The sequence below is a fragment of the Amycolatopsis silviterrae genome, from assembly GCF_042684085.1.
In the GTDB taxonomy this organism is placed as follows: Bacteria; Actinomycetota; Actinomycetes; order Mycobacteriales; family Pseudonocardiaceae; genus Amycolatopsis; species Amycolatopsis silviterrae.
Genome location: NZ_JBHUKS010000008.1, coordinates 271,909 through 287,592, shown reverse-complemented (window position 1 = coordinate 287,592; position 15,684 = coordinate 271,909). Strand labels below are relative to the sequence as shown.

15 protein-coding genes are annotated in these 15,684 nt (G+C 68.0%); 9 read left to right on the top strand and 6 right to left on the bottom strand.

Annotated elements, in window-relative coordinates; all coding sequences use genetic code 11:
• The first annotated feature begins 52 nt into the window (after positions 1–52).
• The 4 genes from ACFSVL_RS13345 to phoU all read left to right on the top strand — a co-directional run bounded on the left by ACFSVL_RS13345 (position 53) and on the right by phoU (position 5,718).
• Positions 53–712, top strand: a complete 660-nt coding sequence (locus ACFSVL_RS13345; protein ID WP_378303886.1) for a GGDEF domain-containing protein — start codon at positions 53–55, stop codon at positions 710–712.
• A 1,748-nt stretch (positions 713–2,460) separates the two neighbouring features.
• Entirely contained in the window at positions 2,461–2,904 is a 444-nt protein-coding gene (locus ACFSVL_RS13340) for a hypothetical protein (protein ID WP_378303884.1), read from the top strand.
• Between the two features lie 677 nt (positions 2,905–3,581).
• Complete coding sequence (locus ACFSVL_RS13335; RefSeq protein ID WP_378304268.1) at positions 3,582–4,961, top strand: LCP family protein; 1,380 nt, start codon at positions 3,582–3,584, stop codon at positions 4,959–4,961.
• An 82-nt stretch (positions 4,962–5,043) separates the two neighbouring features.
• Positions 5,044–5,718 (top strand): phosphate signaling complex protein PhoU, encoded by a 675-nt coding sequence (phoU, locus tag ACFSVL_RS13330; protein ID WP_378303882.1) that lies wholly within the window; start codon positions 5,044–5,046, stop codon positions 5,716–5,718.
• Positions 5,719–5,823: 105 nt separating this feature from the next.
• On the opposite strand, the gene pstB is transcribed toward phoU, so the two are convergent.
• The 6 genes from pstB to ACFSVL_RS13300 all read right to left on the bottom strand — a co-directional run bounded on the left by pstB (position 5,824) and on the right by ACFSVL_RS13300 (position 11,660).
• Positions 5,824–6,600: a phosphate ABC transporter ATP-binding protein PstB gene (gene pstB, locus ACFSVL_RS13325; protein WP_378303880.1), complete on the bottom strand. Its 777-nt coding sequence runs from the start codon at positions 6,598–6,600 to the stop codon at positions 5,824–5,826.
• A 3-nt stretch (positions 6,601–6,603) separates the two neighbouring features.
• A complete protein-coding gene (gene pstA / locus ACFSVL_RS13320) occupies positions 6,604–7,518 on the bottom strand; it encodes a phosphate ABC transporter permease PstA (protein WP_378303879.1) in 915 nt (304 codons plus the stop codon).
• Positions 7,519–7,520: 2 nt separating this feature from the next.
• Complete coding sequence (pstC, locus tag ACFSVL_RS13315) at positions 7,521–8,441, bottom strand: phosphate ABC transporter permease subunit PstC (protein WP_378304266.1); 921 nt, start codon at positions 8,439–8,441, stop codon at positions 7,521–7,523.
• A 196-nt stretch (positions 8,442–8,637) separates the two neighbouring features.
• Positions 8,638–9,765: a phosphate ABC transporter substrate-binding protein PstS gene (pstS, locus tag ACFSVL_RS13310; protein WP_378303877.1), complete on the bottom strand. Its 1,128-nt coding sequence runs from the start codon at positions 9,763–9,765 to the stop codon at positions 8,638–8,640.
• 238 nt (positions 9,766–10,003) lie between these two features.
• On the bottom strand, positions 10,004–10,900 hold the full coding sequence (gene mshD, locus ACFSVL_RS13305) for a mycothiol synthase (protein ID WP_449224377.1): 897 nt from the start codon (positions 10,898–10,900) through the stop codon (positions 10,004–10,006).
• Between the two features lie 28 nt (positions 10,901–10,928).
• On the bottom strand, positions 10,929–11,660 hold the full coding sequence (locus tag ACFSVL_RS13300) for a winged helix-turn-helix transcriptional regulator (RefSeq protein ID WP_354745946.1): 732 nt from the start codon (positions 11,658–11,660) through the stop codon (positions 10,929–10,931).
• Between the two features lie 174 nt (positions 11,661–11,834).
• Between ACFSVL_RS13300 and ACFSVL_RS13295 the strand changes: the two genes are divergently transcribed.
• The 5 genes from ACFSVL_RS13295 to ACFSVL_RS13275 all read left to right on the top strand — a co-directional run bounded on the left by ACFSVL_RS13295 (position 11,835) and on the right by ACFSVL_RS13275 (position 15,590).
• Entirely contained in the window at positions 11,835–12,737 is a 903-nt protein-coding gene (locus ACFSVL_RS13295; protein ID WP_378303873.1) for an LmeA family phospholipid-binding protein, read from the top strand.
• A gap of 5 nt (positions 12,738–12,742) precedes the next feature.
• On the top strand, positions 12,743–13,177 hold the full coding sequence (locus ACFSVL_RS13290) for a TlpA family protein disulfide reductase (RefSeq protein WP_378303872.1): 435 nt from the start codon (positions 12,743–12,745) through the stop codon (positions 13,175–13,177).
• Between the two features lie 809 nt (positions 13,178–13,986).
• A complete protein-coding gene (locus ACFSVL_RS13285; protein ID WP_378303870.1) occupies positions 13,987–14,421 on the top strand; it encodes a DUF4395 domain-containing protein in 435 nt (144 codons plus the stop codon).
• Positions 14,422–14,448: 27 nt separating this feature from the next.
• Positions 14,449–15,285 carry a sulfurtransferase gene (locus tag ACFSVL_RS13280; RefSeq protein ID WP_370933254.1) on the top strand — a complete coding sequence of 279 codons (837 nt, stop codon included), beginning with the start codon at positions 14,449–14,451 and terminating at the stop codon, positions 15,283–15,285.
• On the top strand, positions 15,285–15,590 hold the full coding sequence (locus tag ACFSVL_RS13275) for a DUF1416 domain-containing protein (RefSeq protein WP_378303868.1): 306 nt from the start codon (positions 15,285–15,287) through the stop codon (positions 15,588–15,590). The genes ACFSVL_RS13280 and ACFSVL_RS13275 overlap by 1 nt, the downstream gene beginning before the upstream one ends.
• Positions 15,591–15,684 lie beyond the last annotated feature (94 nt).

The following is a 15,684-nucleotide window of genomic DNA, read 5'->3' as shown; positions in this document are numbered from 1 at the left end:
TCGTACGTACCGATGACTCAAGCCACCGCTCCTTTACGACGAAAACGATGGAGTGGCGGAGGTCAGAGTGTCGGCGGACGACGAAGTCGGAACGGGGGACACCGCACCAGACCTGCTCACGTTGCACGAGTCCATCGCGGACCTGTTCGCGACGCGCGGCGACTGGCGGCGGGCCTACCAGCACCTTCGTTCCGCCCTGGACATCGCCCGAGCAGGCAGTCTGCGCGATCCGCTCACCTCGAGCTACAACCGCCGTTACCTCGACCAGCGACTGCCCGAACTTCCCGCCACGATGGCCGTCGCGCTGGTCGACCTCGACCGGTTCAAGTCCGTGAACGACACGTACGGTCACCTTCTCGGCGACCGCGTCCTCTGCCGGGTCGCCGATCTCCTGCAGGAGGGGCTGCCCGCCGATGCGTTCTGCGCACGGTACGGCGGCGAGGAATTCGCGCTCGTCCTGCCGGGAATCGATCACCGGGGCGCCGTCCTCCTCGCCAACGCCGCCCGCCTGCGAGTCGCCCGTCATCCCTGGTCAGAACTCCAGCCAGGCCTGCGGGTTACGATCAGCGTCGGCCTCGCGCACGGCACCGGATCCGGGCCGCGGCAGCTCCACCGGGCCGACAATCTCCTTTACGCCGCGAAGCGGGCCGGCCGCAACAAGGTCGCTTTTCACGACCGCGAGACCGCCCAGGTAATTACGCACTCTGAGTAACGCACGTCTGCGATTACTCCATTCACTGAACCCGATCTTCACCTGTTCGTCCGCTTCAGTGCGCCTTAGAACGACGCATGGTGAAGAAATTCGCGGGAGGGTGTCGTCACGAACGGCGGGTATCCGTACGATAACGAAAAGCTCCCCCGGTACGACGAGTCCTGGGAGACCCGGCGCACCCCGCCGGGTGTTCAAAGGTAAGCCGCCCCAGCCTGGCGCCTGACGTGCGAGAGGAGACCGAGTGCCCGACGAGCGCAACACCCCCGGCACCGGTCGCCATTCCGACACCACGGCACGCTCCCGCGGCGGACGCCGCCGCTCGATGGACACGCACGGCGGCATCAGCGTGTCCGACGTGGTCGCGCGGCACACCGGCGAACGCCCCACTTTCGCCGACGATCCCGGGACTCGGCACGCGGAACCGGTGAGCAGGCTCGCGGAACCGGGCACCCGCCGGGCAGAACCGGGCCGCCGCCGCGCCGACACCGACCGCCCCGAGCCCGGACGGCGACGGGCCGAGCCGGACGCTGGTTATCCCAGATCGAACGGGCACGCCAGCCGCTCCGCCGAGCCCGGCAGACGGCGGGCGAATGGGCAGGTCAACGGGGTTGGTACCCGGCACGGCGAGCCGGAGGACGGTTCGGAGCTGGGTGGCGGCCGGGCGAACGGGCACGTCAATGGAGCTGTACCGGCCGACGCCGACGCCAGCCCAACCGGCCGACGAGCTAACGGGCACGCCAACCGGCACGGCGAACCAGCCGACGACGTCCCTGGCGCGACCGGCCGACGAACTAACGGATTCGTTAACGGAGTCGGCAGCCGACACGGCGAACCAGCTGAAGGCGACGCCGCGTCGACCGGTCGGCGGGCGAACGGGCACGTCAACGGGATCGGCAACCGGCACGGCGAGCCAGGAGACGACGCCGCGCCCATTTCCGGGCGCGCCAACGGAGCTGTCAGCAGGGAACCGGCCGGAAGCGAGGCTGGCAGGCGGGCAAACGGCATCGGCAACCGCTACAGCGAACCTGCGGGAGACGCTGGGCTCGCGAACGGTGCCAGCGGTCGACACGGCGAGCCCGCGGTGGACGACGGTGCGCGGGCGAACGGGCACGTCAACGGGGTTGGCAACCGGCACAGCGCGCCAGCCGAGGGCGAGGACTCCGGCGGCAGGCGGGCGAACGGCAGCCGGCCCGGTGGACCGCCGGAACCCGACGTTGACTTGGCCGGTGGTCGGGGGATCGGCAATCGGCACAGCCGGGCGGTCGAGGATGCCGGGCCTGGGCCGGTAGGCGACGCGCCAGGCCGGGCAAGGGCCAACGGGGGTGGCGACCGGAATCCCGAAGGCATTGCCGCTCCGGCCGACGAACGTGCGAATGGTGTGGGGACCCGGCGCGGCGGGCCTGCGGATGATGCTGATCTGGGTGGCCGTCGGGCGGCGGGTAATCAGCGTGGTGTCGAGGGCGCGGGGCCTGCGCGAGTCGGCGGGCGGGCGCTTCTTGGTGGCCCGGTGCCGGACAACGGGGCGACCGAAGATCCTCGGCCGAGTGGGCGTGCGCAGCGTCGGGAGACTGGGGCTGAGCGCGGTGATGGGCTTGGCGAGGCTGGCAGCCCTGTGGTGCCGCCGAACGGTCGGCGGGCTGGGGCTGGCGAGGTGCCGACTCGGCATGCCGCGCAGGACATGCCTGGACGTCCTGGTGAGGTAGCCGAACCTGGTCGTCGCCGGGCTGCTGGTCGGCCTGGTGAGGTGAATGGGCTCGACGGTCGTGGCGAACCGGGTCCGACGGGTCCGGAGCCGGGTGGTCTGGTTCAACCTGGTCCTGGCGAGCCTGGCGGACGGCCGGGACGTCGCGCCGCCGGTGGGCCGGGGAACGCCGAGGCCGGTGGGCCGGACTTGGGTTCTCCGGAGCCGGGGATGCGGCCTCGGCGTCGGCGGGCGGATGGGCTTCCGCCTCGGCCTCGGCAAGGGGGCGGTGTTCCGGTTCCGCCGGAGCCGCCTGGGCCTCGGCGGCCGCACGGTGCCGAGAACACGCTTGGGCAGCGGATGCCCGGTCCGGACTCCGGTGGGCATCAGCTGCCTGGACCAGAGTCAGGCGCGCAGCCCGCCGGACAACCAGGCCCCGCCGGGCAGCGGATGCCCCGCCCGGAACCGGGCGAACAACGCGGTCCCGGCCAGCCGGATTCGGCCCAGCTGAAGACACCCCCGTCCGGGCAACGGACGTCCGATTCTGGTGGGCACCGGCTGCCCGGGCCGGAATCAGGTGAACAACGCGGTCCCGGGCAGCTGAACACGCCGGGTGGACCCGCCCCGGTCGAGCAACGGATGCCGGACTCTCCTGGGCAACGCGGCTCCGGCGGGCCCCGGGTGCCTGGCCCGGCTGCCCAGCGCCCGGGCGGGCGACGTCCCGGTGTCGACGGGATGCCCGCCGACGGGGCTGAGGACGAACTCGAGCGGACCCAGCTGAGCGCGGCGCTCGAGCCGGAGGCCGGGCGCAATGGACCGCGGGGCAACGGGGTACGCAGGCCGAAGCAGGGCGTCGGGCGGCCCCCGGTCAGCCCGGTGCCGGATGGTGAGCGTCCGGAGGTGGCGGGCGAGCGGACTCAGCTCAGTCCGGTCCTGGACGGTGCGCAGCCGCCGATCAGTGCTGCGCTCGCGGGGGACCGGACGCAGTTCACGCCGGTCAAGGGGATCGGTCTCGGCGCGAAGGATCCGGAAAGCACTCAGCTCAGCCCGGCGGCCGACCCCGAGAGCACCCAGCTCAGTCCGGCAGCCGACCCCGAGCGGACTCAGCTGAGCCCGGCTGTCGAGGGGCCGAACGGCAAGCGGCCTCGGCGGGCTCCGGCTAGGCCGGCCGCGGCGGTTCGCGCGGAGATGGATCCGCTCACCATGACTGACGAGATGGAGGCGATCGACGAAGCAACTCAATACCGTCGCAAGATCGACCACAGTCTCGCTCGGTTCTCGGCCGCGCATGACGACGCGGCGGCGGAAGAAGCCAAGCGCCGCGAACGGCGGGAGCGGCTCACTACCCGTTCGATGGCGTTGTTCGAGCAGACCCGTACCGCGTTGCAGCGGGTCGTTTTGCTGGACAAAGAAGACGAAGAAGAAGAGAAACCGGCGGAAAAGCCCGAGCAGACGCGGCTGCAGGAGAAAAAACAGCGGCATACCGCGCGCAATGTCCGGATCGGGCGGATCGCGTTGATCGTGGTGGTCGTGCTGATCTTCATCGGCACCGGGGTCGCTTGGGGAGCGGTGACCTGGTTCGACGCCAAATTCGCCCAGGTTTCCGCACTGGACGAGAATTCGGCGGACATCCAGAACGCCGAAGGGCAGGCCAACGACGAGAACTTCCTCATGGTCGGCTCGGATTCCCGGGACGGGGCGTCGGCCGAGGAAAACGTCGGGGACGCGTCCAACATCCCGGGCGCGCGGTCGGACACGGTGATGGTCGCGCACGTGCCGGCGGACCGGAAACGCGTCGTGGTCACTTCGTTCCCGCGCGATCTGGAAATCGAACGGCCGGATTGCAACCGGTGGGATCCGGCTAAATCCGCCACCACCGACGAGGTAGTGCGCGGGCAGAAGATCGCCAAGCTCAACACGGCCTACGCGGTCGGCGGGCCGCAATGCATGACGAAGGTGATCCAGAAAGTCACCGGCCTGCGAATCAACCACTTCGTCGGCATCGACTTCAACGGGTTCAAGGAAATGGTCGACGCGGTGCACGGAGTGACCGTGCACAACGAGAAACCGATCGACGACACCACCCTCGGCAAGGTGCTGACCGAAACCGGTGACGTGACCATTTCCGGTGACCAGGCGCTGAGTTACGTGCGGGCCCGGCACGTCAAGGGCGACCCGACCTCCGACTACGGCCGGATTAAGCGGCAGCAGGCGTTCATCGGCGCGCTGCTCAAGAAGGTCATGTCTTCGGATGTCGTGCTGGATCCAGGAAAACTGTCCGGCTTCATCACCGCTTTCGCGCACGCTACGTTCGGCGACAACCTCGGTGTGCAGCAAATGATGACGCTCGCGCAGTCGATGCGCGGGCTCGATCCGGCCAATATCAACTTCCTGACCGTGCCCACCGTCGGCCTGCCGAACAAGCGCGGCAACGAGGTCCTGGTCCCGGAAAAGACCAAGAGCCTCTTCGACGCGTTGCGCGACAACACGCCGCTCCCGGGCAACCAGCCCGCCGGAACCGCGGCCAGTGCGCCGCCGGCCAACGCTGGATCGGGCACGACTGGCTAGCACTCGGATTCGTTAGGCGGGGTTCATATGCGGTTCACCCAGCGATGCGGTATTCGGACAGTCCACGTCGTAGGGTGTGCTCATGCGTGAGGCCTACCATGTCGAACTCGATCAGCTCGCCGAAAACCTGGCCGCGATGTCGGTCCAGGTTGCCGACGCCATGGAGCGGGCCACCAAGGCACTGCTGGAGGTCGACCTCGGCCTCGCCGAGCAGGTGATCAGCGACGACGCGAAGGTCGACGACGCGCGCGCCGAATGCGAGGAGCAGGCGTACGCGCTGCTGGCGCTGCAGGCCCCGGTCGCCACCGATCTGCGCACCGTGCTCGCCGCCATCCACGCGGCGGAAAGCCTGGAGCGCATGGGAGATCTCGCCCTGCACGTCGCGAAGGCCGCCCGCCGCAGGCACCCCGACCCGGTGCTGCCGGACGCGGTCAAGCCGTACTTCGCCGAGATGGGCCGTGCCGCGGTCGGGCTCGCCCGCCGGGTCGAGGCGGTCATCAAGACCAAGGACGTGTCCGCCGCCAAGGACCTCGAGGCCGAGGACGACCAGGTCGACGACCTGCACCGGCACCTGTTCACCGTGCTGATGGACCGCGAATGGCCGCACGGCGTCGCGTCCGCGGTCGACGTCACGCTGCTCGGCCGCTTCTACGAGCGGTACGCGGACCACGCGGTGTCCGTCGCCAAGCGGATGATTTTCGTGGTCACCGGCCGGATGCCCGGCTACGGCACCGACGACGAGGACCTGACCATCTGACCCGCCGCTAAAGAAACCGCCACCCGGACATCAGGGTGGCGGTTTTTTCATGCCCGGAAAACGGCCGCCCCGGCAAGGAAACCAGGGCGGCCGTCCACAGTGGAATCAGCCGAAGCGGCCCGAGATGTAGTCCTCGGTGGCCTTCTCGTCCGGGTTGGAGAAGATCTTCTCCGTGTCGTTCAGCTCGATCAGCCTGCCGGGCTGGCCGACGCCGGCCAGGTTGAAGAACGCGGTCTGGTCCGAAACCCGCGCCGCCTGCTGCATGTTGTGCGTGACGATGACGATCGTGTAGTCCTTCTTCAGCTCGCCGATCAGGTCCTCGATCGCAAGCGTCGAGATCGGGTCGAGCGCCGAACACGGTTCGTCCATCAGCAGCACGTCCGGCTGCACCGCGATCGCCCGCGCGATGCAGAGCCGCTGCTGCTGACCGCCGGAAAGGCCGCCGCCCGGCTTGTTCAGCCGGTCCTTGACCTCGTTCCACAGGTTCGCACCGCGCAGCGCGCGCTCGGCGATCTCGTCGAGTTGCTTGCGGCTTTTCACCCCGCCGAGCCGGAGACCGGCCACCACATTGTCCTTAATGGACATCGTGGGGAACGGGTTCGGCCGCTGGAACACCATGCCGATGGTGCGGCGCACCTGCACCGGGTCCACCGCCGAGGCGTAGATGTCCTCACCGTCGAGCAGCACCTGGCCGTCGACCCTGGCGCCGGGAATGACCTCGTGCATCCGGTTGAGCGTGCGCAGCACGGTCGACTTGCCACAGCCCGACGGCCCGATGAACGCGGTCACGTTCCGCGGCGGGACGTTCAGCGTGACGCTGTCCACGGCGTGGAACTTGCCGTAGTAGATGTCCAGGTCTTTGACGTCGATTCGCTTGGCCATGACTCACTTCTTCTTCGGGGCGACGATGCGGGAAAGGACCGTGGCGAGCAGGTTGATCACGGCGATGATGAGCACCAGGGTGAGCGCGGCTCCCCAGATCCGGTCGAAGCCGACGCTGCCGGGGTCCATCGAGTTGGTGGCGCGTTCGTTGTTCATCACCAACGGCAGCGACGCCTGCTCCCCGCTGAAGATGTTCCAGTTGACGTAGGACGTGTAGCCGACGAGCACCAGCAGCGGCGCGGTTTCGCCCATCACGCGGGCGAGCGCCATCATGATGCCGCCGAGAATGCCCGAGAGCGCCGTCGGGAGCACGATCTTCATGATCGTCTTCCACTTCGGCACGCCCAGCGCGTACGACGCCTCGCGCAGGTCGTCCGGCACGATCCGCAGCATTTCCTCCGCCGAGCGGACGACCACCGGAATCATCAGCAGCACCAAGGCGAGCGACACCGCGAACCCGCTGCGCGGCAGGCCGAGCGTGGTGACCCACAGCGCGTAAATGAACAGAGCGGCCACAATGGACGGAACACCGGAGAGGATGTCCACCATGAACGTGGTGGCCTTAGCCAGCTTGCCGCGGCCGTACTCGACGAGGTAAATCGCGACCAGCAGGCCGATCGGCACCGAGATGACCGCGCACACCAGGCCCTGCAGCAGGGTGCCGATGACCGCGTGCAGCACGCCGCCGCCGACCTCGTCGCCGAGCACCGAACCGAAGTCCTGGCCCCACCAGTTGCTGTACGGGATCCGCTTGATCCCGTTGGCGATCACCGTGTACAGCACCCACACCAGCGGGATCACGGCGATCAGGAAGGACAGCCACACCAGGACGGTGGCCACGCCGTTCTTGACCTTGCGGCCCGCGCTCACCTGCTGGAAAGCCGGTGTCGTCGCGGGTCGTTCGAGGGTGGTCGACATGGTCACTCCCCCTTCTTGCCGACGATCGAGCGGGCGGCGAAGTTGACCAGGAACGTCAGCACGAACAGCACCAGGCCGGCCGCGATGTACGCACCGGCCGAGGTCGGGTTGTTGAACTCGCTGTAGTTCTGGGCGATCTTCGAGGCGAACGTCGCGCCGCCGTCGAAGAGGCTCCAGTCGAAGTTGCGGCCCTGCGGGATCAGCAGAATCACCGCCAGCGCAATGGTTTCACCGAGCGCGCGGCCGAGACCGAGCATCGACGCACCGACGAAACCGGCCTTGCCGAACGGCAGCACCGTGGTGCGAATGACCTCCCAGCGCGTGGCTCCGAGTGCGAGCGCGCCCTCGACCTGCGCGGTCGGCGTGCGCTCGAAAACCTCGCGGGTCAGCGACGTGATGATCGGCAGGATCATCACCGCCAGCACGATTCCGGCGGTGAAAATGGTGCCGCGCACGTTCGGCGCGATGTTGCCCGGCGCGAAAATCGGAATCCACGAGAAGGTGCTGTTCACCCACTCGGAAAACGGCTCGATCGTCGGCGCGAACACGAGAATGCCCCACAGGCCGAAAATGATCGACGGCACCGCGGCGAGCAGATCCACGATGTAGGCGAACGGCCGGGCCAGTTTCGGCGGCGCGTACTGGGTGAGAAACAGCGCGATGCCCAGCGAGATCGGCATCGCGATGATCAGCGCCACCAGCGAGGTCGCCACGGTGACCTCGGCGAGGTCGGCGATCCCGAACGCCATGTTCGCCGGGTCGTTCGTCGACCACCCGTGGTTGAACAGGAAGTTGACCTTGTCCGCCTTCAGCGCCGGAATCGCCTGTACGACCAGGAAAATCCCGATCAAGGCGATCAGGGCGACGACGAAGATCCCGGCCCCGGTGGTCAGGTTCTGGAAGATGCGGTCACCGGCTCGCACCTTCGTCGGCTTCTTCCGCGCGGGCGGCGTCTCCGGCGCCGGCGCGGGTGGCTTGTCCGAAATCGGATCCTCCGGGAACGCTCGGGCGGACGACGAACGCCCACCGGGGTCGCCGGTGGGCGTTCGCGTCGAGGATTGGTCGCTCATCGACAGTCTCTGTCAGCCTTCGTACCAGTTAGGCAGTCGCTCTGCCGATTCAGGAAATTTCCTTGACGGCCTTCAGCACCTTGTCCTGCAGGCTCTGCGGGATCGGCACGTAGCCCTTGGCCGACAGCGGCTGCTGGCCGTCGGTCGCGGCGACCGACAGGAACGCCTTGACGGCCTTCGAGACGTCCGGGTTCGAGTACTTCGAGCACACGATCTCGTACGTGGTCAGCAGCAGCGGGTAGGCGCCCGGCACGTTGCTGGCGTAGATGCCGTTGAGGTCCATCGCCAGGTCGTTGGTGCCCGGGTGGGCGAACTTGGCGGCGTCAAGCGACTTGGCCACGTTCTCCGCGTTCAGCTCGACGCCGCCGGAGCCGCTGTCGATCTTGGCCGGGGTGACGCCGTCCTTGGCGAACGCGCTCTCCACGTAGGTGATCGAGCCGTCGGCGCCCTTGACGGTGCTCGCGACACCGTTCGAGCCCTGCGCTCCGTTGCCGACGCCGCCGGCGAACTTCTTGCCCGCGCCCTGGGTCCAGACGTCCTTGGCAGCCGCGCCGAGGTACTTCTGGAAGTTGTCGGTGGTGCCCGACTCCTCCGAGCGGGAGACGACCTGGATCGGCTTGTCCGGCAGGTTCAGGCTCTCGTTGCCCTTGACCGCCTTGATGGCCGGGTCGTTCCAGTTCTTGATGCCGCCGTTGAAGATCTTGGCGATGACCTGCGGGGTCAGCGTCAGGTTGTCCACGCCGGACAGGTGGTAGCCGACCGCGATCGGGCCGACGACCAGCGGGATGTTCAGCGCGGGCGAACCGCAGCGCTTGGTGGCGGCCTCGAGGTCGGCGTCCTTGATCGGCGAGTCCGAACCGCCGAAGTCGACCTGGTTGGCGTTGAACTGCTTGACGCCGGCGCCGGAACCGGTGCCGTTGTAGTTCACCTTCTGGCCGGAGCACTTCTTGCCGTAGGCCTGGTTGAACACCTCGATGGCGTTCTTCTGGGCCGTCGAGCCCTCAGCGGAAAGCGGGCTCTTGCCCCCGCAGTCGACCTGGGCGGTTCCGGTGGCGGCGGGAGCGGCGGAGTTCGAGCCCGCGTTGTTCGACGCCGAAGGGTCGGAGCCACAAGCGGCGAGCACGAGCGCGGCGCTCGCCACGATGCCGACGGCACCCAGGGGCCGCATGATCTTCACTGCATTTCCTCCACTCGGAGATGTGCCTTTTTGAATCCGGTCGGGATTGGCGGCGGGGAGCCGCACCGGAACCGGACACTAGGCAGCCTCGGTGGACGGTCGTCCTTGGTTGCATGAACGGGAGGTGAACAAGTCACCGTTTGTGAGCAGGACTACTACCCCGAATGGGTGCCGTGGCCTGGTCGTGACCTGCTAGTACGCAGAAAGTAACACGGGCCACTGATCGCGTCGACGGTGATCACTCACCGTACTGGACGTCGGTCTCGAAACGCTGGAACCCCAGCTTGTTGTACACAGCCAATGCCGCGGCGTTGTCGCCCTCGACGTACAGGATGACCCTCGGTAGTCCCCGAGAGCGCAGGTAGCGGAGTCCGGCCAGGGTCAGCGCCTTACCGAGGCCACTACCCTGAGTAGCAGGATCCACGCCGACCACGTAGACCTCCCCGACCGGGTCGCCGTCGAACCGGCCGGGCACCGGGTCGTGCACCTTCGTCCAGTGGAAACCGACGACCTCGCCGCTCTCGTTCTCCGCGAGGAAGAAGCCGGCCGGGTCGAACCAGGCCTGGAGTTCCTCGGCGCGCACCTCGGCGGCGGTCAGCGCGCCCTGTTCTGGATGCCAGTCGAACGCGCGCGCGTTGACCGCGACCGTCGCGTCCTCGTCCTGTCCGGGCACGAAGGTGCGCAGCCGGAAACCGTTGCGCAGCACCGGTTCTGGCCAATCCGCACCGGCGACCTCGACGTGCAGGACCAGCAGTTCGCGCTGGCGGCCGAGGCCGAGTTTCGCCGCGATCGCAGCCGCACCAGGGTGATCGCCGTGCGCCCAGACGCGGAGTCCGGCGCCGGCGCGCTCGACCACCGCTTGCGCGAGTGCGGTGCCGACGCCGCGACGCCGGTAAGCCGGGTGCACGAACAGCTCCGCGACCTGGTGGCCGTGGGAATCGCCTGCAGTATCAAGGTGGACGTACCCGGCGGGCACGCCGTCGAGACGGGCGAGGAGATGCAGCCCGCCCTCGAATTCACGCGGCAACGGCCCGGTCGCGTCGACCTCGGGACGACCGTCTGCTGCTTTGACCGCGAGCAGCACTTCGCGCACCGCGTCGTCGTCGAGTTCGGTCGTCCAGTCGCCAAGGTCGATAGCCACAAACCGACCTTACCGGCGAAAGTCAGCGGGAGGTCAGCTCCGAAGCGTCGGACGGAACGGCGACAACCGGCTTCGCGCCTTTCGCCGGCCGCTCGAACTTGTAGCCGACGTTTCGCACGGTGCCGATCATCTGCTCGTGCTCCGGACCAAGCTTCGCGCGAAGCCGCCGTACGTGGACATCGACGGTGCGCGTGCCACCGAAGAAGTCGTAACCCCACACTTCCTGCAGCAGCTGCGCACGGGTGAACACCCGGCCAGCGTGCTGGGCGAGGTACTTCAGGAGTTCGAACTCCTTGTACGTCAGCTCTAGCGTGCGACGGCGCAGCTTCGCCGTGTACGTCGCTTCGTCAATGACAAGGTCGCCTACGCGCAGCTCAGCGTCTGCCTGCAGGCCGATGCCGTCGCGAGTGGTGGCCAGCCGCAGCCGCGCGTCGACCTCAGCGGGGCCTGCGGTGGGCAGAAGGATGTCGTCAGTGCGCCATTCGGCATTGACCGCGACGAGGCCGCCTTCGCCGACGACCGCGATAACCGGTGTGCCCGATTCGTCCTCCGCGCCTTTAAGCAGGCGGCACAGGCTCTTCGCGGACGCGAGGTCGCTTCGCGCGTCGAGGAGAATGACGTCCCGGTGACCCGCGTCGAGCAGGGCCGTCACTTCCGGCTCGCGTACGCGTACGGTGTGCGGCAGCAGGTCCAGCGCGGGTAGTACGGAGGTAGCGTCGAGTTCCCCCGTCAGCACCAGCAGGTCCAAGCTCATGATCCGCACCGCCTTCAGATTCGTCGCCTCGAACGTGGCGTCGGTCGGTGCTAAGTGAGAATAGCGGGTGAACACCCCGCTACCTAGCTCGTGCTGGATCGATCACACCTGGTCGAACAGTCCAGGCGTGACCCGCACCACGACGAAATCCACCCGAACAGGAGAACCGAGGCGATGGCGAGCAGGCCCGTGACCCGGGACGACCGACCGGCCAGCAACCCCGGCGACGGCCGCCGCGGCAGGCGCGTACGGCGGTGGCTCATCGTGCTGGGAGTGCTGGTACTCGTGCTGGTTGGTGCGGATTTCGGAGCGGCGGCGTTTGCCGAGCACACGATCTCGCAGAAAGCCCGCGCGCAGCTCGGCCTGAGCGACGATCCGTCGGTCACCATCCACGGCTTCCCGTTCACCGTGCAGGCGCTGTCCGGTGACTACAGTCACATCACGGTTTCCGCGGACGGCGTCCCGGTCGGCAGCGAACTTCGCGACCTGCGGGTGAGCGCCGAACTCGAGGACGTCACCGCGCCGCTGTCGGACCTCACGTCCGGCAACACCAAGGCGGTGAAGATCGGCAAGCTCACCGGCGCGGTGACGATCAAGGCCGCCGACCTCGCCCGGGTCTCGCCGCTGAACAAGATCCAGAACCTGAAGATCGAGCAGTCGACCCAGGCGTACGTGAAGTACGGCGACACCGACCAGGGCAAGCAGCCGGACCCGACGCCGACCAACGCCGACGGCGAACCGGCCGACGGCACCAGCGCGGGACTGCGGATCTCCGGCGACGTCCAGGTGGCCGGCCAGAAGGTGGAGATCTTCTGCTTCGCGCTGATCCAGCTCAAGGAGAAGTCGATCTCGATCGTGCCTTACCGGTTGCAGTTCGGGAATGACCAGAGCACCACGATCGTTCCGGAAGCTGTGCAGAAAGCTCTGCTGCCGAACTTCCGGGCGAGCATCAACACGGCCCGGCTGCCGATGTCGGTCACGCCGACCGCGGTCCGCGTCGACAGCGGTTCGGTGACGCTGAAGGGCGAAGCGCGCGACGTGAACTTCGCCGACCTGTCCACCAACCACGGAGGCTGATCCCGGTGACCGGAGTGTGGGTGCTGCTGGCGACGCTGGTCGTCGCGACGACCGCCGGCCTGGTCATGCGCGCCCGCAACGGCCGGATCCGCGCGGCCAAGCCGGCCGCCACGACCCGCGCTCTCCCCGCTCCGGTCGCCGAAGCCCTTGATCCGCAATCCGCCGTCACCCTGGTGCAGATCTCCACCACGTTCTGCACCCCGTGCCGGCACACGCGGGCGATTCTGTCGTCGCTCGCGGAGAAGACCGACGGCCTGCACCACGTCGACCTCGACGTCACCGAACGTCCCGAGGTCGCGCAGGCGCTGTCGGTGCTCAGCACGCCGACCACGCTCGCGCTGGACCCGGAAGGCCGGGAACTGCTGCGCGTGGGCGGCGTGCCCAAGGGCCCGGAGCTGCTGGAAGCGCTCCGCCCGCACCTCGCGGCCGCGCCTCGCTGACTCTCGCCGCCCTGTTCCGCCGACGTCCGTGCGGGGTCCCCTCGCGGACTCCGAGTCCCCATGCCGGGGCCGTGGGTGTGCTTGAGGCGCGCCTGCCCCCGGCCGAAGGTCTGGGCAGGGCTCGGGTTGACCTCGTTCGCGTCGCCGACATGCGGGTTCGTCGTCTGTGAGGGACCCCTTGAGGGAATCAGATTCCCTCAAGGGGTCCCTCACAGACGACGATAACCGGTCATGTGACCATAAATCGGGCATTTCGGCGCTCCCGGTGTCCTTTGTGGACTGCAAACAGGTGTCAGGCCACCCGCCTTAAGTCCCTGGCATTGGAATCTGACTCCCTCAGGGGTCCCCTCACGGACGAACGACTCGCTTCCGCCGCCAGCGCTGGCCCCGGCACGGGTCCGTCGCTTGACCTGCGCAGAGGCGCCTCAACCGCGCACAGGGTGGTGTCTCAAGCTCCTGGCATTGACACTGAGTCCCGCAGGGTTCCCCTCACGAGGCCCATCCGGTCACGGGGAAGCCCCACCCAGCTGACCGCGGCGGTTGATTCTCAAGATCCGGACCTCGTCCCAAGGAATGAACATGGTTCCGGGAGCGAGCGAGCCTGGGTACCCTCCCCCCTGTGGACGAGCTGCCCATCACCCTTCTGACGCAGCGCCGCGCGGTCGATTTCTGCCGCGTGCGCAGCAGCTTGTGTCTGTCTTCTCCCGGTCGGCGCTGAAGCACGTCTCGCGCCGTCCCGTCCAGCTCCGCCCGTCTTCGCCGCGTGCAGTCACGCACGCCCTTCCCCTCGCACTGAGCAGGAGGAACCCATGTCCGCCGGACCGGCCGTAGACCCGCGAGGTCCCAGGTTCGCCGCGATCGTGACCACGGTGGTGCTCGCCGTCGTGCTGATCACGCAGTGGTGGCCGCTGCTCGCACTGCAGACCGTGGTCTTCGCGATCGGTGCGTTCGTCGGGCTCAAGCCCGCGCCGTACTCGGTGCTGTACCGGCTCGTGGTCGCCCCACGACTCGGGCCGCCGACCGAACGCGAGGACGCCGCCCCGTTGCGGTTCGCCCAAGCGGTCGGGTTCGTGTTCGCGCTCGTCGGCACGCTCGGCTTCGCCTTCGGCGTCACGCCGCTCGGCATCGTCGCGACCGCGTTCGCGCTCTTCGCCGCGTTCCTCAACGCGGCTTTCAACTACTGCCTCGGGTGCCAGGTGTACCTGCTGATCAAGCGTTTCAGCCCCGCGCGGGCGTCCTCGTAAACCCAACCAAGAAAGAGAGTTCGCTCCATGAGCCGAGAAGACGTCCTGGTCACCACCCAGTGGGCCGAGGAAAACCTGGACACCCCGGGCGTGGTGTTCGCCGAGGTCGACGAGGACACGACCGCCTACGACAACGGGCACATCCGCGGCGCGGTGAAGCTCGACTGGCGCAACGACCTCCAGGACGGCGTCCGCCGCGACTTCGTCAACAAGGAAGGCTTCGAGAAGCTCCTGTCGGAGAAGGGCATCTCGAACGACGACCGCGTGATCCTCTACGGCGGCAACAACAACTGGTTCGCCGCCTACGCGTACTGGTACTTCAAGCTCTACGGCCACGAGAACGTGCAGCTGCTCGACGGCGGCCGCAAGAAGTGGGAACTCGACGGCCGTGAGCTGAACTCCGACGAGGTCAAGCGCGAGGCCACCACGTACAAGGCCAAGGACCAGGACCTGTCGCTGCGTGCCTTCCGCGACGAGGTCGTCCAGTCGATCGGCGCGAAGAACTACATCGACGTGCGCTCGCCGGACGAGTTCTCCGGCAAGCTGCTCGCCCCGGCGCACCTGCCGCAGGAGCAGTCGCAGGTGCCGGGCCACATCCCGGGCGCGCTGAACGTGCCGTGGGCAAAGGTCGCCAACGAGGACGGCACCTTCAAGTCCGAGCAGGAGATCAAGGACCTCTACGCCGAGGCCGGCTACGACGAGGGCAAGGCGACCATCGCCTACTGCCGCATCGGCGAGCGTTCCTCGATCGCCTGGTTCGCCCTGCACGAGCTGCTCGGCCAGGCGGACGTGAAGAACTACGACGGTTCGTGGACGGAATACGGTTCGCTGGTCGGCGTTCCGGTCGAGTTGGGAGCTAAGTAATGGCAGACGGCTGCAGCGCACCGGCGCAGGAAGCGACCCCGGCGGACTTCGACACCAACGGCCAGGTCGTGCTGGCGGGCAAGGTCACCGGCACCGGCGGTCCGGTCGGCGGCGCGTTCGTCCGGCTGCTCGACGGCGGCGGCGACTTCGCGGGCGAGGTCGTTTCCTCGGCCGACGGCGACTTCCGCTTCTACGCGGCCGCCGGGTCCTGGACGGTGCGCGCACTGCACCGCACGGGCAACGGCGAGGCCAACGTCACCGCGGAAGGCCCGGGCCTGCATCAGCTGGCAATTTCGGTTGCCTGACAACGCTTTTCCCAGGAGGGCCCCTCGGTTTCCGAGGGGCCCTTCCTCGTGTCCGGGGCAATGCCGGGACCTTCAGGCGGTGCCAGGTTGACGG

Bases quoted from the DNA above. Each gene is read 5' to 3' on its own strand.
- ACFSVL_RS13340 (WP_378303884.1), top strand. From the start codon at position 2,461: ATGGGCTCGACGGTCGTGGCGAACCGGGTCCGACGGGTCCGGAGCCGG.
- ACFSVL_RS13335 (WP_378304268.1), top strand. From the start codon at position 3,582: ATGGATCCGCTCACCATGACTGACGAGATGGAGGCGATCGACGAAGCA.
- phoU (WP_378303882.1), top strand. From the start codon at position 5,044: ATGCGTGAGGCCTACCATGTCGAACTCGATCAGCTCGCCGAAAACCTG.
- pstB (WP_378303880.1), bottom strand. From the start codon at position 6,600: ATGGCCAAGCGAATCGACGTCAAAGACCTGGACATCTACTACGGCAAG.
- pstA (WP_378303879.1), bottom strand. From the start codon at position 7,518: ATGTCGACCACCCTCGAACGACCCGCGACGACACCGGCTTTCCAGCAG.
- ACFSVL_RS13300 (WP_354745946.1), bottom strand. From the start codon at position 11,660: ATGAGCTTGGACCTGCTGGTGCTGACGGGGGAACTCGACGCTACCTCC.
- ACFSVL_RS13295 (WP_378303873.1), top strand. From the start codon at position 11,835: ATGGCGAGCAGGCCCGTGACCCGGGACGACCGACCGGCCAGCAACCCC.
- ACFSVL_RS13285 (WP_378303870.1), top strand. From the start codon at position 13,987: ATGTCCGCCGGACCGGCCGTAGACCCGCGAGGTCCCAGGTTCGCCGCG.
- ACFSVL_RS13280 (WP_370933254.1), top strand. From the start codon at position 14,449: ATGAGCCGAGAAGACGTCCTGGTCACCACCCAGTGGGCCGAGGAAAAC.
- ACFSVL_RS13275 (WP_378303868.1), top strand. From the start codon at position 15,285: ATGGCAGACGGCTGCAGCGCACCGGCGCAGGAAGCGACCCCGGCGGAC.